We start from the raw sequence: 22,087 nt of genomic DNA, 5'->3' as shown, positions 1-22,087 counted from the left end.
CTCGAGCAAGCTCCGCTCAGCGCTGGAACTTGGGCACGTTCTTGTCGCCGGCGAGCTTGTCGGCCTCCGACTGCACGGTGGAGATGAACGTGTTCGCGTCGATCCGGCCCGCGAGCAGGTTCCCCAGCTGCTGCTGCAGCACCGACTTGTAGAAGTTGACGTACCAGGTGTTGACCTGCCAGGAGAAGACGTCGCTGCCCGCGGCGTCCAGGGCTGCCGTGACGGACTGGAGCGCAGGCGTAGCTCCCGCACCGGCGTCGGCACCGCGCACGCTCGGCACCGAGGCCGTGAGCTCGGCGAACTTCGACGCGCCCTCCTTGGACATCATGAGCCGGAGGTACTCCAGCCCGCCGTTCACGTTCTTCGCGCGCGCCGGCACGATGAACGCTTCGGTGGGCTGGGTGCGCAGCGCCGTCACCGGCAGTGCGGAGCCGCTGTCCAGCACCGGCACGGGGGCTGCCGTCATCGTGAAGTCCGGCGGCGCGATCCCCTTCATCTCGTTCTCCAGCCAGGACCCGGAGACGTAGAACGCCGCCTTGCCCTGCACCCACGCGGTCTGCGCCTCGGTGTGCTTGAGGCCCTCCGAGCCGGGCATGAAGTAGCCCTTGCGGACCATCTCCTCGATCGCCTGCACCCCGGCGACGACGACGTCCTGCTGCCACGCCCCCGGCTCGAGGTTGTCGATCTTCTTGGCGACGTCCGGCCCACCCTGCTTCACGGACATGCCGAGGGAGAGGTCGAACACGTAGTCGGCGGCGTTGGTGCCGCCGTACGCCCACGGGGAGATGCCTGCGGCCTTGATCTGCTCGCAGAGCGCCATCATCTCGTCCAGCGTGGTCGGCGGCTGCCAGCCGTTCCGCTCGAACAGCGGCTTCGAGTACCACATGGGGAACGCGGCGTAGACGTAGTTCAGCATCACGAACTTGCCGCCGTAGGTGCCCTGCTCCAGCACGCCGGGCAGGAGGATGTCGCGGATCTTGACGTTCGGGTCGTCAACGGTGGGGGCGTCGAGGAGCGGGGTGAGGTCGGCGCACTGCCCCTCGGCGGCGAGGGTGGCGTAGTCGATCTTCTGTGCACCCGAGTTGTCGAGCACGTCCGGCGGGTTGCCCGCGACGAAGCGCGGCTGCATCTCCTGGGCGATCTGCGTGGTCGCGCTGTGCTTGACCTGCGCCTGCGGGTAGGCCTTCTTGTAGAGCTCCTCGTGGAAGAGCGCGTACTCGTCGCCGTAGCCGCCCTTGAAGATCACGACGTCGAGACCGGCGTCGGCGGCGACACCGAGCGGGTTCTTCGCGCTCACGTCTCCCTGGGCCGCTGTGGTCGGACCTCCGCCGCCGGTGGCACACGCCGACAGCACGCCAGCACCGGGCACGGCGAGCAGCCCGGCGGCTGCGAGCCGCTGCAGGAACTGCCTGCGGTCGAGTCCGGGACGGGGCCTGGTCATGACTACCTCCTCGTTGAGATCGGTCGTGCGACGGCCGCGACGGCCGGACTTCCTCATGCTGGGCGCCGGATGCGTCCCGCATAGCGGGCTTCGAGCGCGTCGTTGTGGGCGTCGCCCTCGGGTACGTTGGACGACAGGTAGACGGGTGGGGTCTCACCGGCGACGAGCATCGTGCGCACCACCTCGGCGACGATCATCTGCGCCAGCAGCGCCGCCGTGATGGACGAGATCGCGCAGACGGAGATGCCGCCGGTCTCGAGCACGGCGTCGCCGTAGGGCGCTCCGTTGTCGAGCACGACGTCCGCCAGCTCGTAGAGGCGCAGTCCGGACGGGTGGCGCGACGTCACCCGGCTGCTGTGCGCCATCGACGTGATGACGACCAGCCGGTGGCCGCGCTCCTTGACGACGCGCGCGAGCTCAACGACCGAGCCGTTGCCGCCGGAGTTGGACGCCATCACGAACACGTCCGACGGCGACACCCCGGCCAGTTCGTAGAGCCTGCGGCCGACCGCGGGGTCACGCTCGAGGTGCTCGGTGAACAGCAGCTCGGGCGGCTCGCCGCCCAGCAGCACCAGGTCGCGCAGGGCGATCATGTTCGTCGGCACGAGGCCACCGGCCCGTCCGCTGAGCTCCATGGCGAGCGCCTGCGAGTGCCCGGTGCCGAACGCCTGCACCACCCCGCCGGCGCGCAGGGCTTCGACCACCAGGTCCGCCGCGGCCGCGACGGCGCCCGCCTGCTCCTGCGCCACCCTCCGCACCGCTTCCTCGGCGGCCGCGGCGAAACCGGCGGCGGAGACCTCCATCGTGCTGCCTTCGACGGCCATCAGGCTCCTCCGCGTGCGGCGTCGGACGTCTCGTCGTTGATCGGTGCAGCCCCGCGGCGGGCCCGCGCCTCGTAGGGGGTGCGGTGCGGCGCGACGGCGTCGGCCGCGCGGGTCCACGTCTCCGTCGCACGCTCGTGGGTGCGCTGGGCGACTGCGAGGTAGAGCAGGTCGAGCACCAGGAACTGGGAGTGCCGGGCCGACATCTCGCCCGAGCGGTACGAGGTCTCGCGCACCGAGGTGCACAGAAGGTTCTCGGCGATCTCGGCGATCGGGGACGTGGAGAAGTTCGTGATCGCCACCGTGGTGGCGCCGCTGGCCCTGGCCTGCTCGAGCATGTCGACGGTCTCGGTGGAGCGGCCGCTGTGCGAGAGCGCGATCGCCACGTCCTGGTGGTCGAGCTGCGCGGCGCTCATGAGCCCGGCGTGCACGTCGGACCATGTCCACGAGGCGATGCCGATCCGGTGCATCCGCATCTGCATGTCCTCGAGCACGGCCGCGCTGTGGCCCACGCCGTAGAGGTCGACGCGGCGGGCCCCGACGAGCGCGTCGACGACGGTCGCGACGACCCGCAGGTCGAGCCCCGAGGCCGTCTCGTGCATCCCCTGCAGGTCGACGGCGAGCAGGGTGCGCAGCACGCGGTCGAGCGGGTCGGTGGGCAGCACGTCGGCGCCGATGCCGAGCTCCCAGCCGGCCTGGTCGGCACGGCCGATGTCGGTGGCGATCCCGACGCGCAGCTCGGTGTAGCCGCCGAGGCCGAGGCTGCGGCAGAAGCGGGTGACGGTGGCCGGTGAGGTGCCGCTGCGCTCGCCGAGCTCCACGATCGTGGCCCGGGACGCCCACGCGGGGTCCTCGAGGATCGCGACACCCACCTGGCGCAGCGCCCCGGCGAGACCGGGCAGCACGCTCCGGAGGTGGGCGAGCAGCTGACCCGTAGCCGCCTCGACGGGCGGTTCGGATCCCGCTGTCACTGCCATCGGTAAACCTTTCAAGCCCGGGCGGATTGGTGAAAATTTCCACCACACGGGGTGAGCTGTCAAGGCTTCGGTAAGACGTTCCTGCAACGAGCAGGTAACGGATGGTGCCGGAGTGATCGCTCAGCCAGCAGTGTCGATCACGAACCACCCCGGACGGGCCGGGTCGTGGACGAGGCGAGCACGACGACTCCCAGCACCGCGACCGACAGGTTCGCGTACAGCTCGTACCCGGCCAGCCCGTCGACACCGGGGATCAGGAACCGGTTCACGACGTTGAGGAAGCCGAAGATCGGCTGGTGGCCGAGCAGCCGGTCGACCGTCCCGCTGACACCGACGGCCAGGAGGACGGCGCCCGCGAACTGGAGGACGCTGCGCATGTCCGGGACGGTAGGAACGGCAGGCACCTGCGCGGATCGGTCAGCGGTGTGCGCCCGCTCCGACGGAAGTACCGGGTTCACCACCGTCGGTATGGAACCGGACGGACGAGCGGGCCACCGACCGTAGGCTCCGGATCGATGGAGAGCACCCGTTCCGCGAGGCGGCGCAGCCGGCGCGACTGGATCGTGGACACGGCGATCTTCACGCTGGCCGTGCTGTTCGGGCTGCTCACGGCGTCCCAGCGGATCGCGACACCCGTCGTTCCGTCGTGGCTCTTCGAGGTCGACCAGGTCGTCGGGGCTCTCGGGTGCGCCGCGCTGTGGCTGCGCAGGCGCCGGCCGACCGAGCTCGCGGTGGTGCTCGTGGCCCTGTCGACGTTCTCCGAGCTGGTCGCCGGTGCGATGCTCGCCGCGCTCTTCACGGTGGCGGTGCACCGGTCGAAGCGCGTCTCGTTCGCCGTCTTCCTGCTGAGCGTGGTCAGCGCGGTGGGCTACGTGGTGCTGCGACCCGAGCCGGACGTCCCGCCCTCGCTGTTGCTGATGCTCGGCATCGCAATGCAGAGCGCCGCGTTCGGCTGGGGTCTGGTGATCCACCACCAGCGCCAGCTCGTGACGCGGGCGCACACCGAGGCCCAGCTGCGCAGCGAGCAGGCCCAGATGGAGGCCCGAGATGCGGTTGCTCGCGAGATGCACGACGTGCTGGGACACCGGCTGTCGCTGCTCAGCGTGCACGCCGGGGCCCTTGAGTACCGCCCGGACGCCCCGCCGGAGGACATCGCCCGCGCGGCGCGGGTGATCCGGGAGAGCGCCCACCAGGCGCTGCAGGACCTCCGGGAGGTGATCGGGGTGCTGCGGGCCCCGGTCGGTGAGCTCCCCCAGCCGACCGTCGCCGACATCCCGGAGCTGGTGGCCGAGTCCCGGCGCGCCGGGATGGACGTGGAGCTGCACCACGACGTCTCCGGGGCGCCACCGGACACCGCCGGGCGCACGGCGTACCGCGTGGTGCAGGAGGCACTGACGAACGCACGCAAGCACGCACGGGACACCACCGTGACCGTCGCCGTCGGCGGATCCGCCGGGTCCGGCCTCACCGTCCGGGTCGAGAACGGAGCACCGCGCCACCCCCGACCGGCCCATGCACCCGGGCACGGCCTCACCGGTCTGGCCGAACGGGTCGAGCTGGCCGGCGGGCACCTGGAACACGGCCCCACCGACGCCGCCGGCTGGCGGGTGGCGGCCTGGTTACCGTGGCCCGCGTGATCCCCGACGATCCCGTCGACGTGCTGATCGTCGACGACGACCCGCTCGTGCGCGCCGGCCTCACGATGATGCTCGGCGGCACGCCGGACATCCGCGTGGTCGCCGAGGCGGGTGACGGCGCCGAGGTGCTCCCGCTCGTCGCCCGATACGCCCCGGACGTCGTGCTCATGGACATCCGCATGCCCGGGATGGACGGCCTGGCCGCCACCGAGGCGCTGCGGGCCGGCGAGCGGGCGCCCCAGGTCATCGTGCTCACCACGTTCGACGCCGACCGGCACGTCCTGCGCGCGCTGCGGGCCGGCGCGGCGGGCTTCCTGCTCAAGGACACCCCGCCGGAGGAGATCGTGGCCGCGGTCCGCATGGTCGCCCAGGGCAGGCCCGTGCTCTCGCCGGAGGTGACGCGCCGACTGATCGCCCGCGTCGCGGACAGCGATCACGACCGGCGCAGGGAGCGGGCCATGGCCCGGCTCGCGCTGCTGAACGACCGCGAACGCGACGTCGCCGTCGCGGTGGGCCAGGGCCGCTCCAACGCCGAGATCGGCGCGGTGCTCCACCTCGCGCTGCCCACGGTGAAGACGCACGTCTCGAACATCCTCACGAAGCTCGACCTCAACAACCGGGTCCAGATCGCCCTGCTCGCCCACGACGCCGGACTGGTGGACTGACACGGCTGCTCGACCAGCGGACACACCCACCCCACAGGTCGAGTAGCGCCGGCGCGTATCGCCGGGTCTCCTCGGTCAAGGCCTCCTCGGTCAAGGCCTCCTGTCTCAAGGTGGCCTTCTCAGGGCCTCCTGGCGGCGCCGCGCATTGTGCGGGGCCGCCCCTCACAGCTCAAGGGCGCCTGCGGCGTCGCTCCGCGATCGCTGCGCGACCCTTGACCTGCGAGCCTCTGCGACCCCCGAGGGCAAGCTTCGCGGGCAGGCCAAGGGCCTGCCCTCTTGGTGCGCGGCGCCGCCAGGAGGCCGGTCTCGGGCATCTGGCTGCCTTCGCGCACCCGGTTTCGGCTCGCGCACCCCTTGTCGGGCCACGCGACCGGTCGACGGGCCGCGTCGGCCGAGAACGCGTGCGTGACCTAGAGATAGGTGCGTGACCAGCCCGCCCGGCCTCATGATCAGCGGTTCGGCGCGTTTCCCGCCGGTTTTCGGCCGTTTTCGCGCCGAACCAGTGATCATGATGGTGAGACCGGCCTTCGGTGGCGCCGCGCGCCGAAGGGGCAGGCCCGGGGCCTGCCCGCGAAGCGGGCCTTCAGGGGCCGCAGAGGCTCACGGGTCATCCCTGAAGGAGCGGGGCCGGTCAACCCGCGGTTGCGGCTCCTGATCTTTCTTCTCGGTTCTCCCGCCTGTTCTTGGGCGCGGCGGGCTGAGGCGTCGGGGTCAAGGATCGGCCCGGAGGGTCGACCGCGTAGCGGCCGTCAGGTCCTTGATGCCGACGCCGGGCGGCGCACGCTGTTCACGGGGTGGAGAAAAGGGGGGTGGTCTCGCGGCTCCCGGGGGTCGGGTGATCGAGGGTCGGGTGCGTGCTCCAGTGCCGGTGCCCCGGCGGTGGACAGGCCCGGTTGAGGGCTGTCGGTCATCCCTTCGCCCGGTGGGCATGGAGTGCTGCGACGGGTTCGCGGTGAGCGGGGTCAATCAAGGGGGCGACCACGCCGTGGTTCCCGGCGCCGTGATCGTGCGCTGTGATCTTGCGCGCTGTGATCTTGCGCTGGGACGGGGGTCATGACCCGTGCGACCGGCGCCCACCTCGGTTGGCGGCCGGCTCATGCCGCCGATCTGCCGGGCGGGGTGTGTGGCTGGGGCGGGGTGTGGGGTTGGGGCGGGGTGAGCCGGCGGATGTGCCCGTCGCGTAGGCCGTAGTAGACCAGCTCGACCAGCTCGCGGGCGGCGGCAACAACGCCGATGTTGCGGCCGCGGGCCTGTCAAGAAGTCTGTGTAAGTCGATCTAGGAATCGGTCAGGTCAGGTAGGGGTTGATGCGCTCGGGGTAGGCCAGGGCGAGCGAGCCGAGGGCCTGTTTCCAGCCCTGGACGACGGCGCCTTCGACCAGCCGGCCCGGGGCCTTGCGTTCGTTGGCTGGTAGGCCCTTCTCCTTCGCCCGGGCGCGGGCGCGTTTGTCCTCAATGTCGCGGATCGCCAGCCACAGCAACTTGATCGCGGCGTCGTCGTTCGGGAAGTGCCCCCGGTTCTTGATGATCTTCCGAAGTTGGTAGTTCAGCGACTCGATCGCGTTCGTCGTGTAGATGATCTTCCGGAGCTCGGGTGGGAACGCCAGGAACGGGATGAACCGCTCCCAGGCGTTCACCCAGGTCGCCACGGCGGCCGGGTACTTCTTGCCGAGGCTGGAGCTGGCGAAGCTGTCCAACTCGGTGCGGGCGATCTCGTCGGTGGGGGCGGTGTAGATCGGCCGCAGCGCCGCGGCGACCTTCTTGCGGTCGGCGTAGGAGACGAACCGCATCGCCGCGCGCAGCAGGTGCACCGTGCAGGTCTGCACGATGCTCTGCGGCCAGGTCGCTTCGATGGCCTCGGGGAATCCGCTCAGCCCGTCGCAACACACGATCAGCACGTCCCGCACGCCGCGGTTGCGCAGCTCGGCGCACACCCCGGCCCAGAACTTCGCCCCCTCGGCTGCCTGCACCCAGATCCCGAGCACGTGCTTGACGCCGTCGAGGTCGACCCCGACGGCCAGGTGCGCGGACCGGTTGCGGACCTGGTGCCCGTCCCGCACTTTGATCACCAGCGCGTCCAGGTAGACGATCGGGTAGATCTCCTCCAGCGGGCGGGACTGCCAGGCCTTCACCTCCTCCAACACCGAGTCGGTGATCTTGGAGATGGTGTCGTGGGACAGCTCGGTGCCGATCGTGCGCTGCAGGTGGTGGGCGATGTCGCGCACGGTCATCCCACCCGCATACAGCGAGATGATCATCTCATCCAGGCCGCCGGTGCGCCGCGAACCCTTCGGCACCAGGCGCGGTTCGAACGTGCCAGACCGGTCCCGCGGAACGTCCAGGGCCACGTCGCCGACCTCGGTGGCCACCGTCTTCGGGCTGGTGCCGTTGCGCGAGTTCGGCGTCCCACGCCCGGCCGGGTCGCCTTTCTCGTAGCCCAGGTGCGCGGTCTGCTCGACCGCCAAGCCGCGTTCGAGCACCGCTTTGATCATCTCCGGGAGGAAACCACCATCGCCGGTCAAGGCGAGCTCGCCCGCATCGACCTGGGACATGAGCTGATCCAGCAGGCCGGCCTCGATCATGCTGTTCACCGCGTCCCGCGCGGTCACCGGCCCGGCATCATCGTCGGCGCCGAGAGGATGGCCAGCCCGTGGCTCACCGGTCATGGTCATCTGTGTACTCCTCAACTCAAGAGGATCTTGTTACACAGACCATCTGACACGCTCGCGGCCGCGGCGGGCAGCGACCCGCTCCCGGACCGCACCGGTGCGGGTGTGTTCGCCGACCCGCTGCACCGCCTCCACCGCAGCCCAACGCACCAACCGGGAACCCTGTTTGGTGATCCGGCCGCGATGCACGGTGGTGTCGGACTCATGGTGTCTCGGGGTCAACCCGGCCCAGCTGGCCAGCTGCGCGGGTCCGGGGAAGCGGGTGACGTCACCGATCTCAGCCACGAACACCGCAGCCAAGGTGGGCCCGACCCCGGGAATCTGCTGGATCGCCCGGTAGCCGGGATGTTCGCGCAGCCGGTTGGTGACCAACTTGGCGAACAACTCGACCTCGAAGTCCACGTTAATGATCAGTCGTAGCGCGGAGTCGACCCGAGCGCGTGATTCGACCGACAGCCGGGCCGCGCCCAACAAGTGCTGCCCGCCCGGGCTGAACAGATCACTCATCGGCACCTGCACCCCGGCCTCGGCCAGCACGGCGTGGACCTGGGATTTCAAGCTCGAGCGCAACGCCACCAGCTTGGCCCGATGCCGCACCCAACCACGCAGCTCCCGGGTGGCCGGTGGCGCGATCCACGCCTCGGGCAGCCGACCCATCCGCAACAGATCAGCCAGATCCCCCGCGTCCCGCTCGTCGTTCTTCACCCGCCGATAGCAGAACATCTTCACCCCCAGCGGATGCGCCAAATGCACGTGCGCGCCCAACTCGGCCAGGGTGTCCGCGGCCCAGTACCAGCCATAGGCCGCTTCCAGCACCACCTCCGGGGCCTCCCCGGCGCGGGCCATCACCTGCCGCAGATACTCCGGATCGTTGGAGATCCGCACCGTCTCCAACGTCTCACCCATCTCGGTCTTGCGAACCAGCCCCGACCGCCGCCGGTGCAGGTCAATTCCCACGACCTGCTTGCCCTCGTACGATTCGCTCACAGGGGCCTCCTCAAATCGTTGGTGTGAGCACCCCGAGCATGAGCCGGGAGCCACGAGGAGCGGAGGCCCCGCTCCTTCATCCCATCAAGGGGCGCGAAGCGCTCGCGAAGCGAACGCCGCAGGCGCCCTTGAGGCGTGAGGGGCGGCCCCGCACAATGCGCGGCGCCACCGAAAGCCCGGGGGGGAGGTGCCTGCCACCACCCGAAGGCCCGATGGGAGACGGCCTGTCTCGATACGGGCCGGCGCTGGGGCACCGACCCACTCGACCACGGAGTGTTCGGGCGCCGGCTCTGCTCGGCCGCGGGAGTGCGACGGCGGGTTGGCCCCTAGCTCGCGGGCCGCGCGACTCCCATCGCGTTCGGGTAGGGCACCGCGCCCGCCGCCGCCAGCGACTCGGCGACGGGACCGAGGGTCGTGCGCAGCACCTGCAGCTCGGCGTCGCCGAGCGTGCGCAGGGCGGCCGTGGCCGATCGGTCCGTGCCCCGCTCGATCTCCGCGCGCAGCTCGTCACCGCGAGCCGTCCTCTCGCCTGCGGCGTCGACCAGGCCACGGGCGCGCAGCCGCTCGGCCGCGTCGGCCCACTCCTCCTCGGTCCACCCCCGGAACTCGCGCTGCTGCGAGACCAGCGAGCCCCCGTGCAGGCGGTGGCACTCCACGCCGTCGACCTGCGCGGCCACGAGCTCGGCCACGTGCCCGTCGCCGCGGTACTCGCGCAGCACGGTGGCGGCGTGCCAGACGCGGGACAGCGGATCGTCCGGGGCCGGGAGGTCCAGGTGCGCGGCCGCGAGCGGCCTGCCTGCCACGTCGAGCGTGGCGAGCACGGAGGTGAGCAGGTCGGCCACGTCGGCGATTCCGTCACCGGTGTGGCGCGTGAGCGCCGACCGGGCGAGGTCCAGCCGGGTGTCGAGCACGCGGGCGGGATCGGCGAACGTCCACGCGTCGGGCAGCGCGCGCTCCACCATCCGCGGTGCGAAGCCGTAGAAGAGCGCGGTCACCAGCCGCGGGCTCGGGGTGCCGAGCGCCGCGGAGCGGGAGGCGAAGTAGCCCATCCAGTACCCGCGCAGCCCCAGCGCCCCGTAGGCCGCCTTGGCCTCGGGCACGAAGTACACCGCGGCGTGCACCGCCTCCAGGATCCGCCACAGCTCACGCTCCAGGAGCGCTCGTTCGGTCATCCCTGCGGTCTACCGCCCGAGGGCACACCAGACAAGCGCCAGAGATCAGGGGATTGCTGGATTGTTGAACGATCAGTATGGTGCTTGATACGCAGGTCCAGCGGAGCACATGGAGGCGCCATGCGAGCGGCACTGGTCGAGGATCTCCCCACCGTCATGTCCAACCGCGACCTGCGGCTGCTGCACGCCGTCGCCGACGGCAGGGTCGAGTGCACCGGCAGCGTCGAGCCCGACTTCTTCATCGACGGGTTCGCCTGCTGCGACCACATGGCCGCCCGCGCCCTCGTCCGCAGCGGCATGATCCGCCCGACCGGCGGCGTGCGCGGGCCGGTCCAGCTGACGGCCGCAGGCCGAGAGGCGCTCGCGGCAACCCGCTGAGTTGCACGTCGGAAGCGTTCAGGCGACCGCTTCTGCCACGGCCGTGATGTCCCGCGTGTGGTGGCGCGCCTCGTGCAGTGCCTGGCGCACGAGCCACCGGGCGGTCCGCTGCTCGTCGGCACGGCGGGTGGCGGTGCGGTCCCAGCCGGTGGTGGCGGCGATCTCGTCGAGGAAGCCGGCGACGTAGGTGTCCAGCTCGGTGAGCACGACCTCGAGGTCCGCGTCGTTGTAGCGGAACCGGACCGCCCGCAGGTCGGCGAACATCGGGTCCAGCGCGGGCTCGTCCTCGGTGCTGGTGCGGTGCAGCCGGGTCGTGAACGTCGCGAACACGTCGCGGACGTGGCAGGCGTACTCCACGACCGACCAGGTGGCGGGGTCCGGGCGCACCCGCCGGTGTGCCTCCGGCACGGCGAGCGCTGCGGTCCGGACCTCGGCCGGGACGGACCGCAGCGCCGCGACGGCGGCCTCCAGATCGGTGTCGGCGTAGGACATCGCGCAGGACGCGCAGACGTGGTCCTCACCGGCGAGCGGCGGCAGCTCACCCGATCCGGGCACGCTCATCCCGATCACCCCCGCGCGTAAGCTACGCGGCCGTGACGGCCGGTACCACGCGATTGGGCATCGGCCTCGCGGCCGTCGCCCGTCCCGCCTACATCAACTCGGGGCGGGCCACCGACCTCGGCGCCCGACGCAGCGTCTCCGAGTTGCGGGCCCGTTCGGAGGCCGTGCTCGACGCCGCGTACGCCGCCGGCATCCGGTACGTCGACGTGGCCCGCTCCTACGGGCGGGCCGAGGAGTTCCTCGCCGGGTGGCTGGCCCACCACCCGGAGGTCGACGACGTCGAGATCGGGTCGAAATGGGGCTACCGGTACGTCGGCGACTGGCGCCTCGACGTGCCGGTGCACGAGGTGAAGGAGCACTCCCTCGCCGCGTTCACCGACCAGCTCGCCGAGACCGCCGCGCTGCTCGGCCCACGGCTCGCGGTCTACCACGTGCACTCCGCCACGCTTGACACCGGCGTGCTCGACGACGCGGATCTGCACCGGGCGCTCGCCGAGCTGCGCGACCGCGGGGTGCGGATCGGGGTGTCCACCTCCGGACCTGCGCAGGCCGACGCCGTGCGCCGGGCGCTGGAGATCCAGGTCGACGGGACCCCGCTCTTCACCTCGGTGCAGTCCACGTGGAACGTGCTGGAGCCCTCGGTCGGGCCAGCGCTCGCCGAGGCGGCCGACGCGGGCGCCCGCGTGATCGTGAAGGAGGCCGTGGCGAACGGCCGACTCACGCCCGGAACATCCGACGCCCCGCCTCGGGCGGTGGCGCTCGCCGCCGAGATGGGCGTGCCGCTCGACCAGCTCGCGATCGCGGCGGCGCTCGCCCAGCCGTGGACGTGGTGCGTGCTCTCCGGTGCGGTCGACCCGCTGCAGGTCGCGAGCAACGCGGCGGCCACCGGGGTGGCGCTGCCGGCGGACGCGCTGGCCGAGCTCGGGACGCTCGCCGAGGACGCCGTGACGTACTGGTCGGCCCGCTCGGCCCGCGCCTGGAGCTGATGCCCCGCCGCCGCGTGGACAACGGTCGGCGGGTGTGCGATGTTGCCCATCACTCGTCGGAGTGATCGTCACCGCCGAGTCCAGCAGGAGGTGCCATGGACGTCACCACCAGGAACCGGAGCAGTCGTCGTCTGGCCGTCGTCGCCACCGCCGGGGTTCTGCTACTCGCCGCGTGCGGGGGTGGGGAGACCGCGGCGCCGGGGGCGGACAGGTCGCTGTCCATCGCCACCGGTGGCACCGGCGGCGTCTACTACCCGTACGGCGGCGGCATGGGCACCGTGCTCTCGGAGAAGCTCGGCGTCACGGCCACCGCCCAGGAGACCAACGCATCCGTCGACAACGTGCTGCTGGTGCAGGACGGCGGGGCGGACATCGCGTTCGCGCTCGGCGACACGGTGGCCGACGCGGTGGGGGGCAAGGCCCAGTTCGAGGGCCGCCAGGTCACGCTCTGCACACTCGGCAAGCTCTACGACAACTTCACCCAGACCGTCACCACCAGCGGCACCGGCATCCGCGGCATCGCGGACCTGCGCGGTAAGCGGGTGTCGGTCGGCTCGCCGGGCTCGGGCACCGAGGTGATCGCGCTGCGGCTCCTCGAGGCGGCCGGGATCAACCCGGAGACCGACATCCAGCGCAGCCAGCTCGGCGTCGGCGAGACCGCGCAGGCCCTGCGCGACGGCACGATCGACGCGGGCTTCTGGTCCGGTGGCCTGCCGACCGGGGCACTGGTGGACCTGGCGACCACCGGGCAGATGGTGCTGCTCCCGACTGGCGAGTACGCCGACGAGCTGGCCGCGAAGTTCGGCCCGTACTACGAGACCGAGGACATCCCGGCGGGCACCTACCAGGGTCAGACGGAGGCGAGCCCGCAGGTCGTCGTGCCCAACGTGCTGATCGTGCGTTCCGACATGCCCCAGCAGCTGCAGCAGGACATCACCCGGACGATCTTCGAGAACAAGGCGCAGCTCGCCGCCGTCCACCCGGCCGCGAACGACCTCGACCCCGCCACGGCCGGGGACGTCGGGTTCGTGGAGGTCTGCCCCGGTGCGAAGGCCTACTTCGATCAGGCCACGGGCTGACCGGGCTTCCGCGGTGCTCGCCGCGGTGCTCGCGCTCGGCCTGCTCGGGTCGGGGTGTGCCGCGGCGGACCCCGGGCCCGCGCTCACGGTGCGCGACGGCGCCGGCGATCTGCTGACGCGGGTTCCGCTGCCCGCGCCGGAGTTCGCGGTGAGCTACCGCAACTCGGTGTACGGGACCCTGGCCGAGGAGCGCTACACCGCCCGGGAGGGCGGCCGGTTCCGGCTGGTCGAGCTGGCGGCCGACCAGCTCGCCGTGCTCGAGGAGTACTACGCCGTGCCCGGGCCGGTGCGCACGGCGCCGAGCGGTGACCGCAGGCGCTGGGTGGCCGAACCCCGCGACCACCCGGAGTTCGGCGAGCTGTCGATCGCCGCGACGGCGCTCGGCGAACGCACGCTGCACGTGCCGGGGCGGGCGCCGATACCGCTCCCCCCGCTGGTCACCGATGGGGTCACCGTGGTTCTCGACGTCGAGGAGAGCTGATGACCACGCGTCCGGACGGCGACGAGGCACCTGCCATCGACGAGGAGGCGCTGCTCGCCGAGTACGAGGCGGAGAAGCCGGCGCGGCGGCTGACCGGATGGCCCCTGCGGGTGGTGCAGGTGCTGGGCACGATCCTCACGCTGTACGGCCTCTGGTGGGTGTTCAACCCGATGCCCGCGCAGCTGTACCTGCCCTCGTTCCTCGGGGTCGGGCTGACGCTGACGTTCCTCGTATACCGCGGCTGGGGGCGCCCGGAAGGCGCGACCACCGACAACCCGCACCTGCTCGACTGGCTGGTCGCCGTGGTGGCGCTCGTCCCGTTCGCCTACATCCTGGCGGACTGGGACTCGTTCTTCCGCCGCGCGGTGGTGCCGACCGACCTCGACGTCGTCATGGGCACGCTCGCGATCCTGCTCGTGCTGGAGGCGGCGCGGCGCACCGTCGGCCTCGTGGTGCCGCTGGTGGTGGTCGGCTTCCTCGCCTACGCCTACTTCGGCCCGTACTTCCCCGGGCCGTTCGCCACGTCGTCCTTCACCTGGGAGCGCCTGGTCGGCCACAACATGATGGGCACCCAGGGCGTGTTCGGCGTGCCGATGGAGGTCGCCGCCACCTACATCATCCTGTTCACGCTCTACGGCGCGGTACTGACGGCGTCCGGCGCCACCAGGTTCTTCATCGACCTGTCGTTCGCCGCATTCGGGCAGTCGGGAGCGGGCCCCGGCCGCACCGTCACGCTCGCCGGGTTCCTGCTCGGCACGGTGTCGGGCTCCGGGGTGGCCACCACCGTGACGCTCGGTGGCGTGGCGTGGCCGCTGCTGCGCAAGGCCGGCTACCCGCAGGAGCACGGCGGCGCGGTGCTCGCGGCCGCCGGCATCGGCGCGATCCTCTCCCCGCCCACGCTCGGCGCGGCGGCGTTCATCATCGCCGAGCTGCTCAACGTCTCCTACCTGCAGGTGCTGATCTGGGCGACGATCCCCACCCTGCTGTACTACCTGGGGATCATCCTCGCGGTCGAGATGGACGCCAGGCGCTACCGCACCCACGCGATCGACATCGACGTCCGCCCCGCGGGCGCCCTGCTGCTCCGGTTCGGCTACCACTTCAGCTCGCTGGTGGCGATCGTCGTGTTCATGGCGATGGGCCTGACGCCGTTCCGCGCGGTCGTCTACGCCACGGCGCTCGCGTTCGCGCTGAGCTTCCTCGACCGCAGCGCGTGGATGACGCCGCGGCGCATCGGCGAGGCGCTCGCTTCCGGCGCGACCGGGGCGCTTTCGGTGATCCCGGTGATGGCGGTGGCCGGGATCATCGTCGGGGTCATGACGCTCACCGGGCTCGGGCTGAAGCTGGCCGGGATCATCGTGGCCCTCGCGGGCGGGAGCCTGGTGCTCACGGCGATCTACTCGGCCGTGTCGGTGGTGCTGCTCGGGCTCGCGGTGCCGGTCACGGCGAGCTTCATCATCTCGTGGGTGATCATCGGCCCCGCCCTGCAGAACGTGGGCGTGCCCGCCTTCGCAGCGGCGATGTTCATCTTCTACTACGCGGTGCTGTCGGAGGTGTCCCCGCCCACGGCGCTCTCGCCGTTCGCGGCCTCGGCGATCACGGGCGGGCGCCCGGTGCGGACGATGTGGCTCACCTGGAAGTACACGCTGCCCGCGTTCCTCGTCCCGTTCGTCGTGGTGCTCTCGCCGCAGGGCGTGGGGCTGCTGCTGGAGGGCGGCGCCGGCACGGTGCTGGTCGCCGCGCTCGCGTCGGCGGCCGCTGTAGCCGCGCTGGCCGTCGTCACGGGGGCGTGGCTCGCCGGTCCCGCCGGCTGGCCCGAGAGGGCACTGTTCGCGGTGGCCGCGATCGCGCTGCTGGTGATGGCGCCGCTCTCGCTCGGAATCGGCGCCCTTGCGGGCATCGCGGGCATTGGAGTGCACCTGCTGCGCCGTCGACGAAAGGCAGCCGACAACCAATCGAAAGTCAACCGCTAGCGGTTACCAAACTGTTCATTGACGGTTACGGCAGTGCTTCCTACGGTTCGCCCGTGGCGGGCATCGCGGAGCACGAGCGGCAGCAGGAGGTGCTGCGCCTGCTCGACGTCGACGGTCGGGTGAGCGTCGCCGACCTCGTCCGCCGCTTCGGCGTCACCGCCGTGACGATCCGCAAGGACCTCGAGGTGCTCGAGCGCCGGCAGCTGCTCGCGCGTGTGCGCGGCGGGGCCGTCACTGCCGACGGGGCCGACGAGGGCGCGTTCGAGATGCGCCTGCGCCACGGCACGGCGGCGAAGGCCGCCATCGCCCGCGCAGCCGCCGCGATCGTGCCCGACGGCGCCGCGATCGCGCTGGACTGCAGCACCACCTGCTTCCACCTCGCGCACGAGCTGCGCGGCCGGCGCAGCCTGATCGTGGTCACCAACGGCCTGCGTGCCGCCGAGCTGCTGAGCGACAGCGGGGTCACCGTCGTGCTCCCCGGCGGCACGCTGCGGCGCTCGTCGTGGTCCCTCGTCGGCGAGATCGGCGACGTGGTGGTGAGCCGCGGGCGCCTGACGATGGGCTTCTTCGGGGTACGCGGGCTCTCCCGGGAGCACGGCCTGATGGAGCTCTCGGTGGAGGAGACCACCGTGAAGCGGCGGCTGGCCGCCGCGTGCACCGACGTGTACGGCCTCTTCGACTCGTCGAAGATCGGCCGGTTCGCCCTGCACAGCTTCGTGGCCACCCAGCGGATCACCGGGCTGTACACCGACGACGGGGCCGCCCCCGACGCGCTCGCCGGTTTCGCCGAGCAGGGCGTCAAGATCCACCGCGTGCCCGTCGAAACCACTCACGAGACGTCCGCCTGATCACAGGTGTGGAGGAAGGAGCGAGGATGCTCAACAGGCGCATCACCGCGGCACTGGCCGTGGCAGCGGCGGGGGTGCTCGCCCTCACCGGTTGCACCCAGCAGAACCCCGGGGGCGGGGGCGGCGGAGGTGGGGGCGGCGGTGAGGAGAAGGTCAAAGTCGCCTTCGTGCCCAAGCTGCAGGGCATCCCCTACTTCGAGGCGATGAACACCGGCGGGCAGAAGGCCGCGCAGGAGCTCGGCATCGAGTGGATCTACCGCGGCTCCTCGACGGCCGACCCCGGTGCCCAGACCGAGATCGTCAACTCGCTCATCCAGCAGCGGGTGGACGTCCTCGTGGTGGCGCCGAACGACCCCGACTCGATGGCCCCCGTGCTCCAGGAGGCCGCCGACGCCGGCATCCACGTCATGACCGCCGACACCGACGCGCCGAACTCGGTGCGCGAGGCGTTCGTCAACCAGGCCACGGCGGACGGCATCGGCACCGCGCTGACCGACGCCCTGCTCGAGGCGATGGGCGGCAAGGGCAAGTACGCGATCGTCTCCTGCGGGCAGACCGCGGCGAACCTCAACTCCTGGATCGAGGTCCAGAAGAAGGTGACCGCGGAGAAGTACCCGGACGCCCAGATCGTCGACATCGTGTACGCGGGCGAGGACGAGGCGCAGTCGGTCTCGATGGCGAAGGACCTCATGAACGCGCACCCGGATCTCACCGGCCTCGTCGGTGAGTGCACCGCGTCTGCGCCCGGCGTGGCCAAGGCGGTCACCGAGGCCGGCAAGGTCGGGCAGGTCTTCACCGTCGGGCTCGGCACGCCGCAGTCGATGAAGCAGTACCTCGACAACGGCTCGTCGTCCGCGGCGATCCTGTGGGACGTCGAGCAGCTCGGCTACCTCACCGCGTGGGCCGGGCTCCAGGTCGCCTCCGGCACGCCGTTCCAGGAGACGAACAAGGTGAACGACCAGCTCACGGCCGTGAAGTGGGACCCGAGCCAGAAGATGCTGCTGCTCGGCGACCCGCTGCGGATCACGACCGACAACGTCAACAACTACAAGTACTGATGGCCGGCGACGTCCTGCTGCGGCTGCGCGGCGTTCAGAAGCGCTACGGCGGCGTGCGGGCGCTGCGGGGCGTCGACCTCGACGTTCTCGCCGGCGAGGTCCATGCCCTCGTCGGCGAGAACGGCGCCGGCAAGTCCACGCTGATCAAGATCGTCTCCGGGGCCGAGGTGGCCGACGAGGGCACGGCCGAGATCGGCGGCACGCCGCTCACCGGCGGGAGCACCCAGGCGGCCATGGAGGCGGGGATCGCCACCGTGTACCAGGAGCCGCACCTGTTCGGCGAGCTCACCGTCGCCGAGAACGTGTTCCTCGGCCGTGAGCTGCGGTCGAGCGGGCGGGTGGACTGGGCGGCCCAGCGCACGCGGGTGAGCGAGCTGCTGGAGCAGATCGGCCTCGACCCGGCGATCGGCGACGTCCGCGTGGCCGACCTGCCGGTGGCCGAGCAGCAGCTCGTCTCGATCGCGAAGGCGTTCGCCCACTCGGCGAAGATCCTGATCCTCGACGAGCCGTCGGCGATCCTCACCGACCGCGAGATCGAGGTGCTGTTCGGCGTGGTCCGCAACCTGCGGGCCGCAGGCGTCGGGATCATCTACATCTCCCACCGCCTCGACGAGCTGGCGCAGATCAGCGACCGCGTCACCGTGCTGCGCGACGGCGAGGTGGTGGCCAGCCGGCCGACGAGCGAGCTGACCGTGCGGCAGGTGGCCGAGCTGATGGTCGGCCACGAGCTGGGCTCGGCCACCACCGACCGGCCCGCCCCGACCGGCGACCCCGTGCTCGCGGTGGCCGGGCTCGGGCGCACCGGGGCGTTCACCGGCCTGGACCTGCAGGTGCGGCCGGCCGAGGTGGTGGCGCTCTACGGGCTCGTCGGCTCCGGCACGGACGCGATCGCCCGTGCCCTCTACGGGGTGAGCCCGGCCGACACCGGCACCGTGCAGGTGGACGACCGCGCCGTCCGGCTGCACTCGCCGCAGGACGCCGCGGCGGCCGGGATCGCGATGCTGCCGGGCAACCGCAAGCAGCAGGGCGTTTTCGCGAACAAGTCGATCGCGTTCAACATCACCAGCGCGCACCTGCGCCACCTGGCGAAGTTCGGGTTCTGGTTCGACCGGCGCCGCGAGCGCTCGATCGCGGAGGACTTCCTGCGCCGCATCTCGATCAAGGCCCCCGATGTCGGCACGGCCGTCGGGGCGCTGTCGGGCGGCAACCAGCAGAAGGTCGTGCTCGCCCGCCAGCTCGTGCGCGCGCCCCGCGTGCTCGTGCTGGAGGAGCCGACGCAGGGCGTCGACGTGGGCGCCAAGGAGGAGATCCACCGGCTCGTCCTGGAGCTCGCGGACGGCGGCAGCGCGGTTCTCGTCATCTCGACGGATCTACCGGAGGTGCTGCAGCTCGCCGACCGGGTGCTGGTGGTGCGCAAGGGAGCAGTTGTGCGGGAGTTCGGGCGCGGTGCGAGCCAGGCCGACGTGCTCGCGGCAGCGGCCGGGGACGAAGGCGAGGCCGCGGCGTGATCACCACTGCGAAGGAGGCCACCGCGCCCGTCCGGCGCAGGCCACGCGTGCGCGCGATCGAGGGCCAGGAGCTCGCGCTCATCGCCGTGGTCGGGCTGCTGTGGGTGGTGCTCTCCGTCGCCACCGACACGTTCCTCACCACCGGCAACCTGCAGAACATCCTGTTCACGGTGGCGCCGATCGCGCTCGTCGGGATCGGGATGACGGCAGTGATCGTCACCGCCGGGATCGACGTCTCGGTCGGCAGCCAGGCCGCCGTCGTGATGGTGATCATCGCGCTGCTGGCGCGCGACTCCGGGCTGCCGTTCCTGCCGGCGGTCGCCGTCGCGGTGGTGATCGGGCTGGTGCTCGGCGCGATCAACGGCCTACTGGTGGCCTACGGCGGCATCCACCCGATCATCGTCACGTTCGGCACGCTCAACATCTACCGGTTCGTCTCGCTCCAGATCTTCGGCACTGAGCAAGTGGCCGGCGTGCCCGCCACGCTCGCCCCGATCGGCGGCGGCACGGAGGGCCGGATCCTCGGCATCCCCACCGCCTGGTGGCTCACGCTGCTGCTCGCCGCGGGCATGTGGTGCTACATGCGGTACTGGGCCACCGGCCGGCACCTCTACGCGGTGGGCGGCGACGCGTTCGCGGCGCGCCTCGCCGGTGTGCGGGTGCGGCGGCGCCAGATCAGCGCGTACGTGCTCACCGGCGCGTGCGTGGGGCTCGCGGCGTGCGTGCTCATCGGCAGCGGCGGGCTGGTGCAGCAGAACGTGGGCACCGGGCTGGAGCTGCGGGTGATCGCCGCGGTCGTGATCGGCGGCACGAGCATCATCGGCGGCCGCGGCACGGTGCTGGGCACCCTGCTCGGCGCGCTGCTGGTGGGAACCGTGTCCAGCGCCGTCACGCTGCTGTCCTGGCCTTCGGAGCTCACGCAGCTGTTCATCGGACTGTTCATCCTCGTGGCGGTCGGGGTCGACCTGCTGCGCGAGCGGCGGAGGAGCGCCCGATGACCGAGATCGAGACCGTCCCGCCGGCCGAGCAGGCCCGGGGCGAGTCCCTCGCGTCGCGCGTGCTGCGGATCGCGCTGACCGAGCGCATCGTGCTGCTCGCGGTGCTGCTGGTCGTGGTGGTCGTGTGGTTCCGGGTGCTGGGCGCGGGCGGCTACCTCGTGGCGCCCTACGACCTGCGCTACCTGGGCAACGCGCTCGAGTCGATGGTGCCGTTCGCGCTGCTCGCGGTCGCCGAGCTGTACGTGATCGTCTCCGGCCGCGGCGGGATCGACCTGTCGGTGGGCGCGATCGTGTCGCTCGCCGGGATGGTGTTCGGGCTGATGGTCGGTGTGTGGGGCTGGCCGGTGCTGCCCTCGATCGTCGCCTGCATCGTCGTCGGGGGCCTGCTCGGCGCCGTGAACGGTGCGCTGGTTGCGTACCTCCGGTTCCCGGCGCTCATCGCCACGCTCGCGACGTACTACGCGTACAGCTCGCTGGCGCTGGTCAGCAACGCGAACGCGCCGGTGTCGACCCCGCCGGTGGTCGCGATGCACGGGCTCACCCGCAACATCACGCTGCCGCTGCTGCCGCCCATCCCGCTGCACGTCTTCACGATCCTGCTGCCGTGCGCGGTGCTGGCCTGGGTGGTGCTGTCCCGCTCGACGTACGGCCGCTCGCTCTACGCGGTCGGCACCAACGACATCGCCGCCGGGTACGCCACCGTGTCGGTCAGCCGCACCCGGTTCACCGCGTACGTGGTGTCCGGGCTGCTGTCCGGCGTGGTCGCGCTCGTGACGGTGGCGCAGTTCGCCTCGGCCCGGCCGGACGCCGGCACCGTCGGCAACGGTATGGCGCTGCCCGCGATCACCGTGGCCGTGCTGGGCGGCGTCGCGATCCAGGGCGGGATCGGGCGCGTCGGCGGCGTGCTGGTGGCCGCGCTGCTCGTCACCTGGCTGAACGCCGGGATGCTGCTCGCGTTCCCGGAGGGCGCGGAGGGCAGCCGCTACCAGCTGCTGGCGCTCGGGCTGGTGCTCGTGCTGTCGGCGCTGCTCAACACGGTCGCTCTGCGCCGGTACGGGAGGCTCTCGTGACGTTCGCCCTGCTGCCGTCCGAGGTGCCGGCCGAGCTGGTCGCGCTCACCCGGCGGATCGGCGACCCGGCGGCCGACCTGGTCGTACTGGCCGAGGGCAACACGTCCTTGCGCCTGGGCGACGACCGGTTCGTCGTGAAGGCGAGCGGCTCCCGGATGGACCTGGCCGAGGCGGGTGACTTCGTCGTCGGTGAGCTGCCCGAGCTCGTCGACGTGCTGGAGCGGGGTGGCACCGACCAGGAGACGCTGTCGCGGCTGCTGTCCGCCGGGGACTCGCGGGCGTCGATCGAGACGCTCGTGCACGTCGTCGCGCTGGCCGCCGGGGCGACCTGGGTGGCGCACACGCACCCGACCGCGGTCGTCGGGCTGCTCGCCGTGCGGGAGGCGCAGGAGCTGTGGGAGGCGCCGCTGTTCCCGGACGAGGCGGTGGTGCTCGGCGAGCCGGTGTGGGTGCCCTACGCAGCACCGGGCATCGCGCTCGGCACCGCGGTGCACGCCGCCGTCCGCGAGCGGCTGGACCGCGACGGCGTCGCGCCCCGCCTCGTCCTGCTCGGCAACCACGGCATCGTCGCGCTCGGGGCCACCGCCACCGAAGTGGAGACCATCACGACGATGGCGGTAAAGGCCGCCCGGGTCCGGTCGGTGGGTCTCGGCGCCGGAACGCTCGCACCGCTGGATGCCGCACACGCCAGGGATCTGGCCGCCCGCCCCGACGAGGCGGCCCGCCGCACGCGACTCGGCGCCTGAAGATCCCGAGCTGTGGAAAGAACCGTGGACAGAA

21 protein-coding genes are annotated in these 22,087 nt (G+C 71.7%); 13 read left to right on the top strand and 8 right to left on the bottom strand.

Going from position 1 to position 22,087, the window contains the following annotated elements; genetic code table 11:
* Positions 1-16: 16 nt before the first annotated feature.
* From ngcE to FB388_RS38415, 4 genes are all read right to left on the bottom strand, one after another.
* The gene (gene ngcE, locus FB388_RS38430) at positions 17-1,441 is read right to left on the bottom strand and encodes an N-acetylglucosamine/diacetylchitobiose ABC transporter substrate-binding protein (protein ID WP_170226019.1); all 1,425 of its coding nucleotides are present in this window, start codon (positions 1,439-1,441) and stop codon (positions 17-19) included.
* A 53-nt stretch (positions 1,442-1,494) separates the two neighbouring features.
* On the bottom strand, positions 1,495-2,265 hold the full coding sequence (locus FB388_RS38425; protein ID WP_246122822.1) for a sugar isomerase domain-containing protein: 771 nt from the start codon (positions 2,263-2,265) through the stop codon (positions 1,495-1,497).
* Positions 2,265-3,239: a MurR/RpiR family transcriptional regulator gene (locus tag FB388_RS38420; protein ID WP_142107531.1), complete on the bottom strand. Its 975-nt coding sequence runs from the start codon at positions 3,237-3,239 to the stop codon at positions 2,265-2,267. The genes FB388_RS38425 and FB388_RS38420 overlap by 1 nt, the downstream gene beginning before the upstream one ends.
* A 137-nt stretch (positions 3,240-3,376) precedes the next feature.
* Positions 3,377-3,616 (bottom strand): hypothetical protein, encoded by a 240-nt coding sequence (locus tag FB388_RS38415; protein ID WP_142107530.1) that lies wholly within the window; start codon positions 3,614-3,616, stop codon positions 3,377-3,379.
* A gap of 138 nt (positions 3,617-3,754) precedes the next feature.
* Between FB388_RS38415 and FB388_RS38410 the strand changes: the two genes are divergently transcribed.
* Both FB388_RS38410 and FB388_RS38405 read left to right on the top strand, forming a co-directional pair.
* Positions 3,755-4,876, top strand: coding sequence for a sensor histidine kinase (locus tag FB388_RS38410; protein ID WP_142107529.1), 1,122 nt, complete (start codon positions 3,755-3,757; stop codon positions 4,874-4,876).
* On the top strand, positions 4,873-5,541 hold the full coding sequence (locus FB388_RS38405) for a response regulator (RefSeq protein WP_142107528.1): 669 nt from the start codon (positions 4,873-4,875) through the stop codon (positions 5,539-5,541). Before FB388_RS38410 ends, FB388_RS38405 begins: the two co-directional genes overlap by 4 nt.
* Before the next feature lie 1,287 nt (positions 5,542-6,828).
* Here the strand turns inward: FB388_RS38405 and FB388_RS38400 are convergent.
* The 3 genes from FB388_RS38400 to FB388_RS38390 all read right to left on the bottom strand — a co-directional run bounded on the left by FB388_RS38400 (position 6,829) and on the right by FB388_RS38390 (position 10,367).
* Complete coding sequence (locus tag FB388_RS38400; protein ID WP_142102488.1) at positions 6,829-8,205, bottom strand: IS256 family transposase; 1,377 nt, start codon at positions 8,203-8,205, stop codon at positions 6,829-6,831.
* Between the two features lie 36 nt (positions 8,206-8,241).
* The gene (locus tag FB388_RS38395; protein WP_170226018.1) at positions 8,242-9,195 is read right to left on the bottom strand and encodes an IS110 family RNA-guided transposase; all 954 of its coding nucleotides are present in this window, start codon (positions 9,193-9,195) and stop codon (positions 8,242-8,244) included.
* Between the two features lie 326 nt (positions 9,196-9,521).
* Positions 9,522-10,367 carry an SCO6745 family protein gene (locus FB388_RS38390; RefSeq protein ID WP_142107526.1) on the bottom strand — a complete coding sequence of 282 codons (846 nt, stop codon included), beginning with the start codon at positions 10,365-10,367 and terminating at the stop codon, positions 9,522-9,524.
* Between the two features lie 120 nt (positions 10,368-10,487).
* Between FB388_RS38390 and FB388_RS38385 the strand changes: the two genes are divergently transcribed.
* Positions 10,488-10,745 (top strand): hypothetical protein, encoded by a 258-nt coding sequence (locus FB388_RS38385; protein ID WP_142107525.1) that lies wholly within the window; start codon positions 10,488-10,490, stop codon positions 10,743-10,745.
* Positions 10,746-10,763: 18 nt separating this feature from the next.
* On the opposite strand, the gene FB388_RS38380 is transcribed toward FB388_RS38385, so the two are convergent.
* Positions 10,764-11,306: a DinB family protein gene (locus FB388_RS38380; protein WP_142107524.1), complete on the bottom strand. Its 543-nt coding sequence runs from the start codon at positions 11,304-11,306 to the stop codon at positions 10,764-10,766.
* A 32-nt stretch (positions 11,307-11,338) separates the two neighbouring features.
* Here FB388_RS38380 and FB388_RS38375 point away from each other — a divergent pair, with 32 nt between their 5' ends.
* The 10 genes from FB388_RS38375 to FB388_RS38330 all read left to right on the top strand — a co-directional run bounded on the left by FB388_RS38375 (position 11,339) and on the right by FB388_RS38330 (position 22,053).
* A complete protein-coding gene (locus FB388_RS38375) occupies positions 11,339-12,292 on the top strand; it encodes an aldo/keto reductase (protein WP_211362478.1) in 954 nt (317 codons plus the stop codon).
* Positions 12,293-12,387: 95 nt separating this feature from the next.
* Positions 12,388-13,371, top strand: coding sequence for a TAXI family TRAP transporter solute-binding subunit (locus FB388_RS38370; protein ID WP_142107523.1), 984 nt, complete (start codon positions 12,388-12,390; stop codon positions 13,369-13,371).
* A 13-nt stretch (positions 13,372-13,384) separates the two neighbouring features.
* Positions 13,385-13,852, top strand: a complete 468-nt coding sequence (locus tag FB388_RS38365) for a hypothetical protein (RefSeq protein WP_211362477.1) — start codon at positions 13,385-13,387, stop codon at positions 13,850-13,852.
* Positions 13,852-15,825 carry a TRAP transporter permease gene (locus tag FB388_RS38360; RefSeq protein WP_142107522.1) on the top strand — a complete coding sequence of 658 codons (1,974 nt, stop codon included), beginning with the start codon at positions 13,852-13,854 and terminating at the stop codon, positions 15,823-15,825. The genes FB388_RS38365 and FB388_RS38360 overlap by 1 nt, the downstream gene beginning before the upstream one ends.
* Before the next feature lie 53 nt (positions 15,826-15,878).
* Positions 15,879-16,673 (top strand): DeoR/GlpR family DNA-binding transcription regulator, encoded by a 795-nt coding sequence (locus tag FB388_RS38355; protein WP_170226017.1) that lies wholly within the window; start codon positions 15,879-15,881, stop codon positions 16,671-16,673.
* 26 nt (positions 16,674-16,699) lie between these two features.
* Positions 16,700-17,731, top strand: a complete 1,032-nt coding sequence (locus FB388_RS38350; protein ID WP_142107520.1) for an autoinducer 2 ABC transporter substrate-binding protein — start codon at positions 16,700-16,702, stop codon at positions 17,729-17,731.
* On the top strand, positions 17,731-19,239 hold the full coding sequence (locus FB388_RS38345) for a sugar ABC transporter ATP-binding protein (protein WP_142107519.1): 1,509 nt from the start codon (positions 17,731-17,733) through the stop codon (positions 19,237-19,239). The genes FB388_RS38350 and FB388_RS38345 overlap by 1 nt, the downstream gene beginning before the upstream one ends.
* Positions 19,236-20,237 carry an ABC transporter permease gene (locus FB388_RS38340; RefSeq protein ID WP_211362476.1) on the top strand — a complete coding sequence of 334 codons (1,002 nt, stop codon included), beginning with the start codon at positions 19,236-19,238 and terminating at the stop codon, positions 20,235-20,237. The genes FB388_RS38345 and FB388_RS38340 overlap by 4 nt, the downstream gene beginning before the upstream one ends.
* Complete coding sequence (locus FB388_RS38335; protein ID WP_142107518.1) at positions 20,234-21,307, top strand: ABC transporter permease; 1,074 nt, start codon at positions 20,234-20,236, stop codon at positions 21,305-21,307. The genes FB388_RS38340 and FB388_RS38335 overlap by 4 nt, the downstream gene beginning before the upstream one ends.
* The gene (locus FB388_RS38330) at positions 21,304-22,053 is read left to right on the top strand and encodes a class II aldolase/adducin family protein (RefSeq protein ID WP_142107517.1); all 750 of its coding nucleotides are present in this window, start codon (positions 21,304-21,306) and stop codon (positions 22,051-22,053) included. Before FB388_RS38335 ends, FB388_RS38330 begins: the two co-directional genes overlap by 4 nt.
* Positions 22,054-22,087: the final 34 nt, after the last annotated feature.

Origin of the sequence: Pseudonocardia cypriaca, from assembly GCF_006717045.1 — a bacterium.
Taxonomy (GTDB): Bacteria; Actinomycetota; Actinomycetes; order Mycobacteriales; family Pseudonocardiaceae; genus Pseudonocardia; species Pseudonocardia cypriaca.
This window is presented reverse-complemented; position numbering and strand designations above follow the sequence as displayed.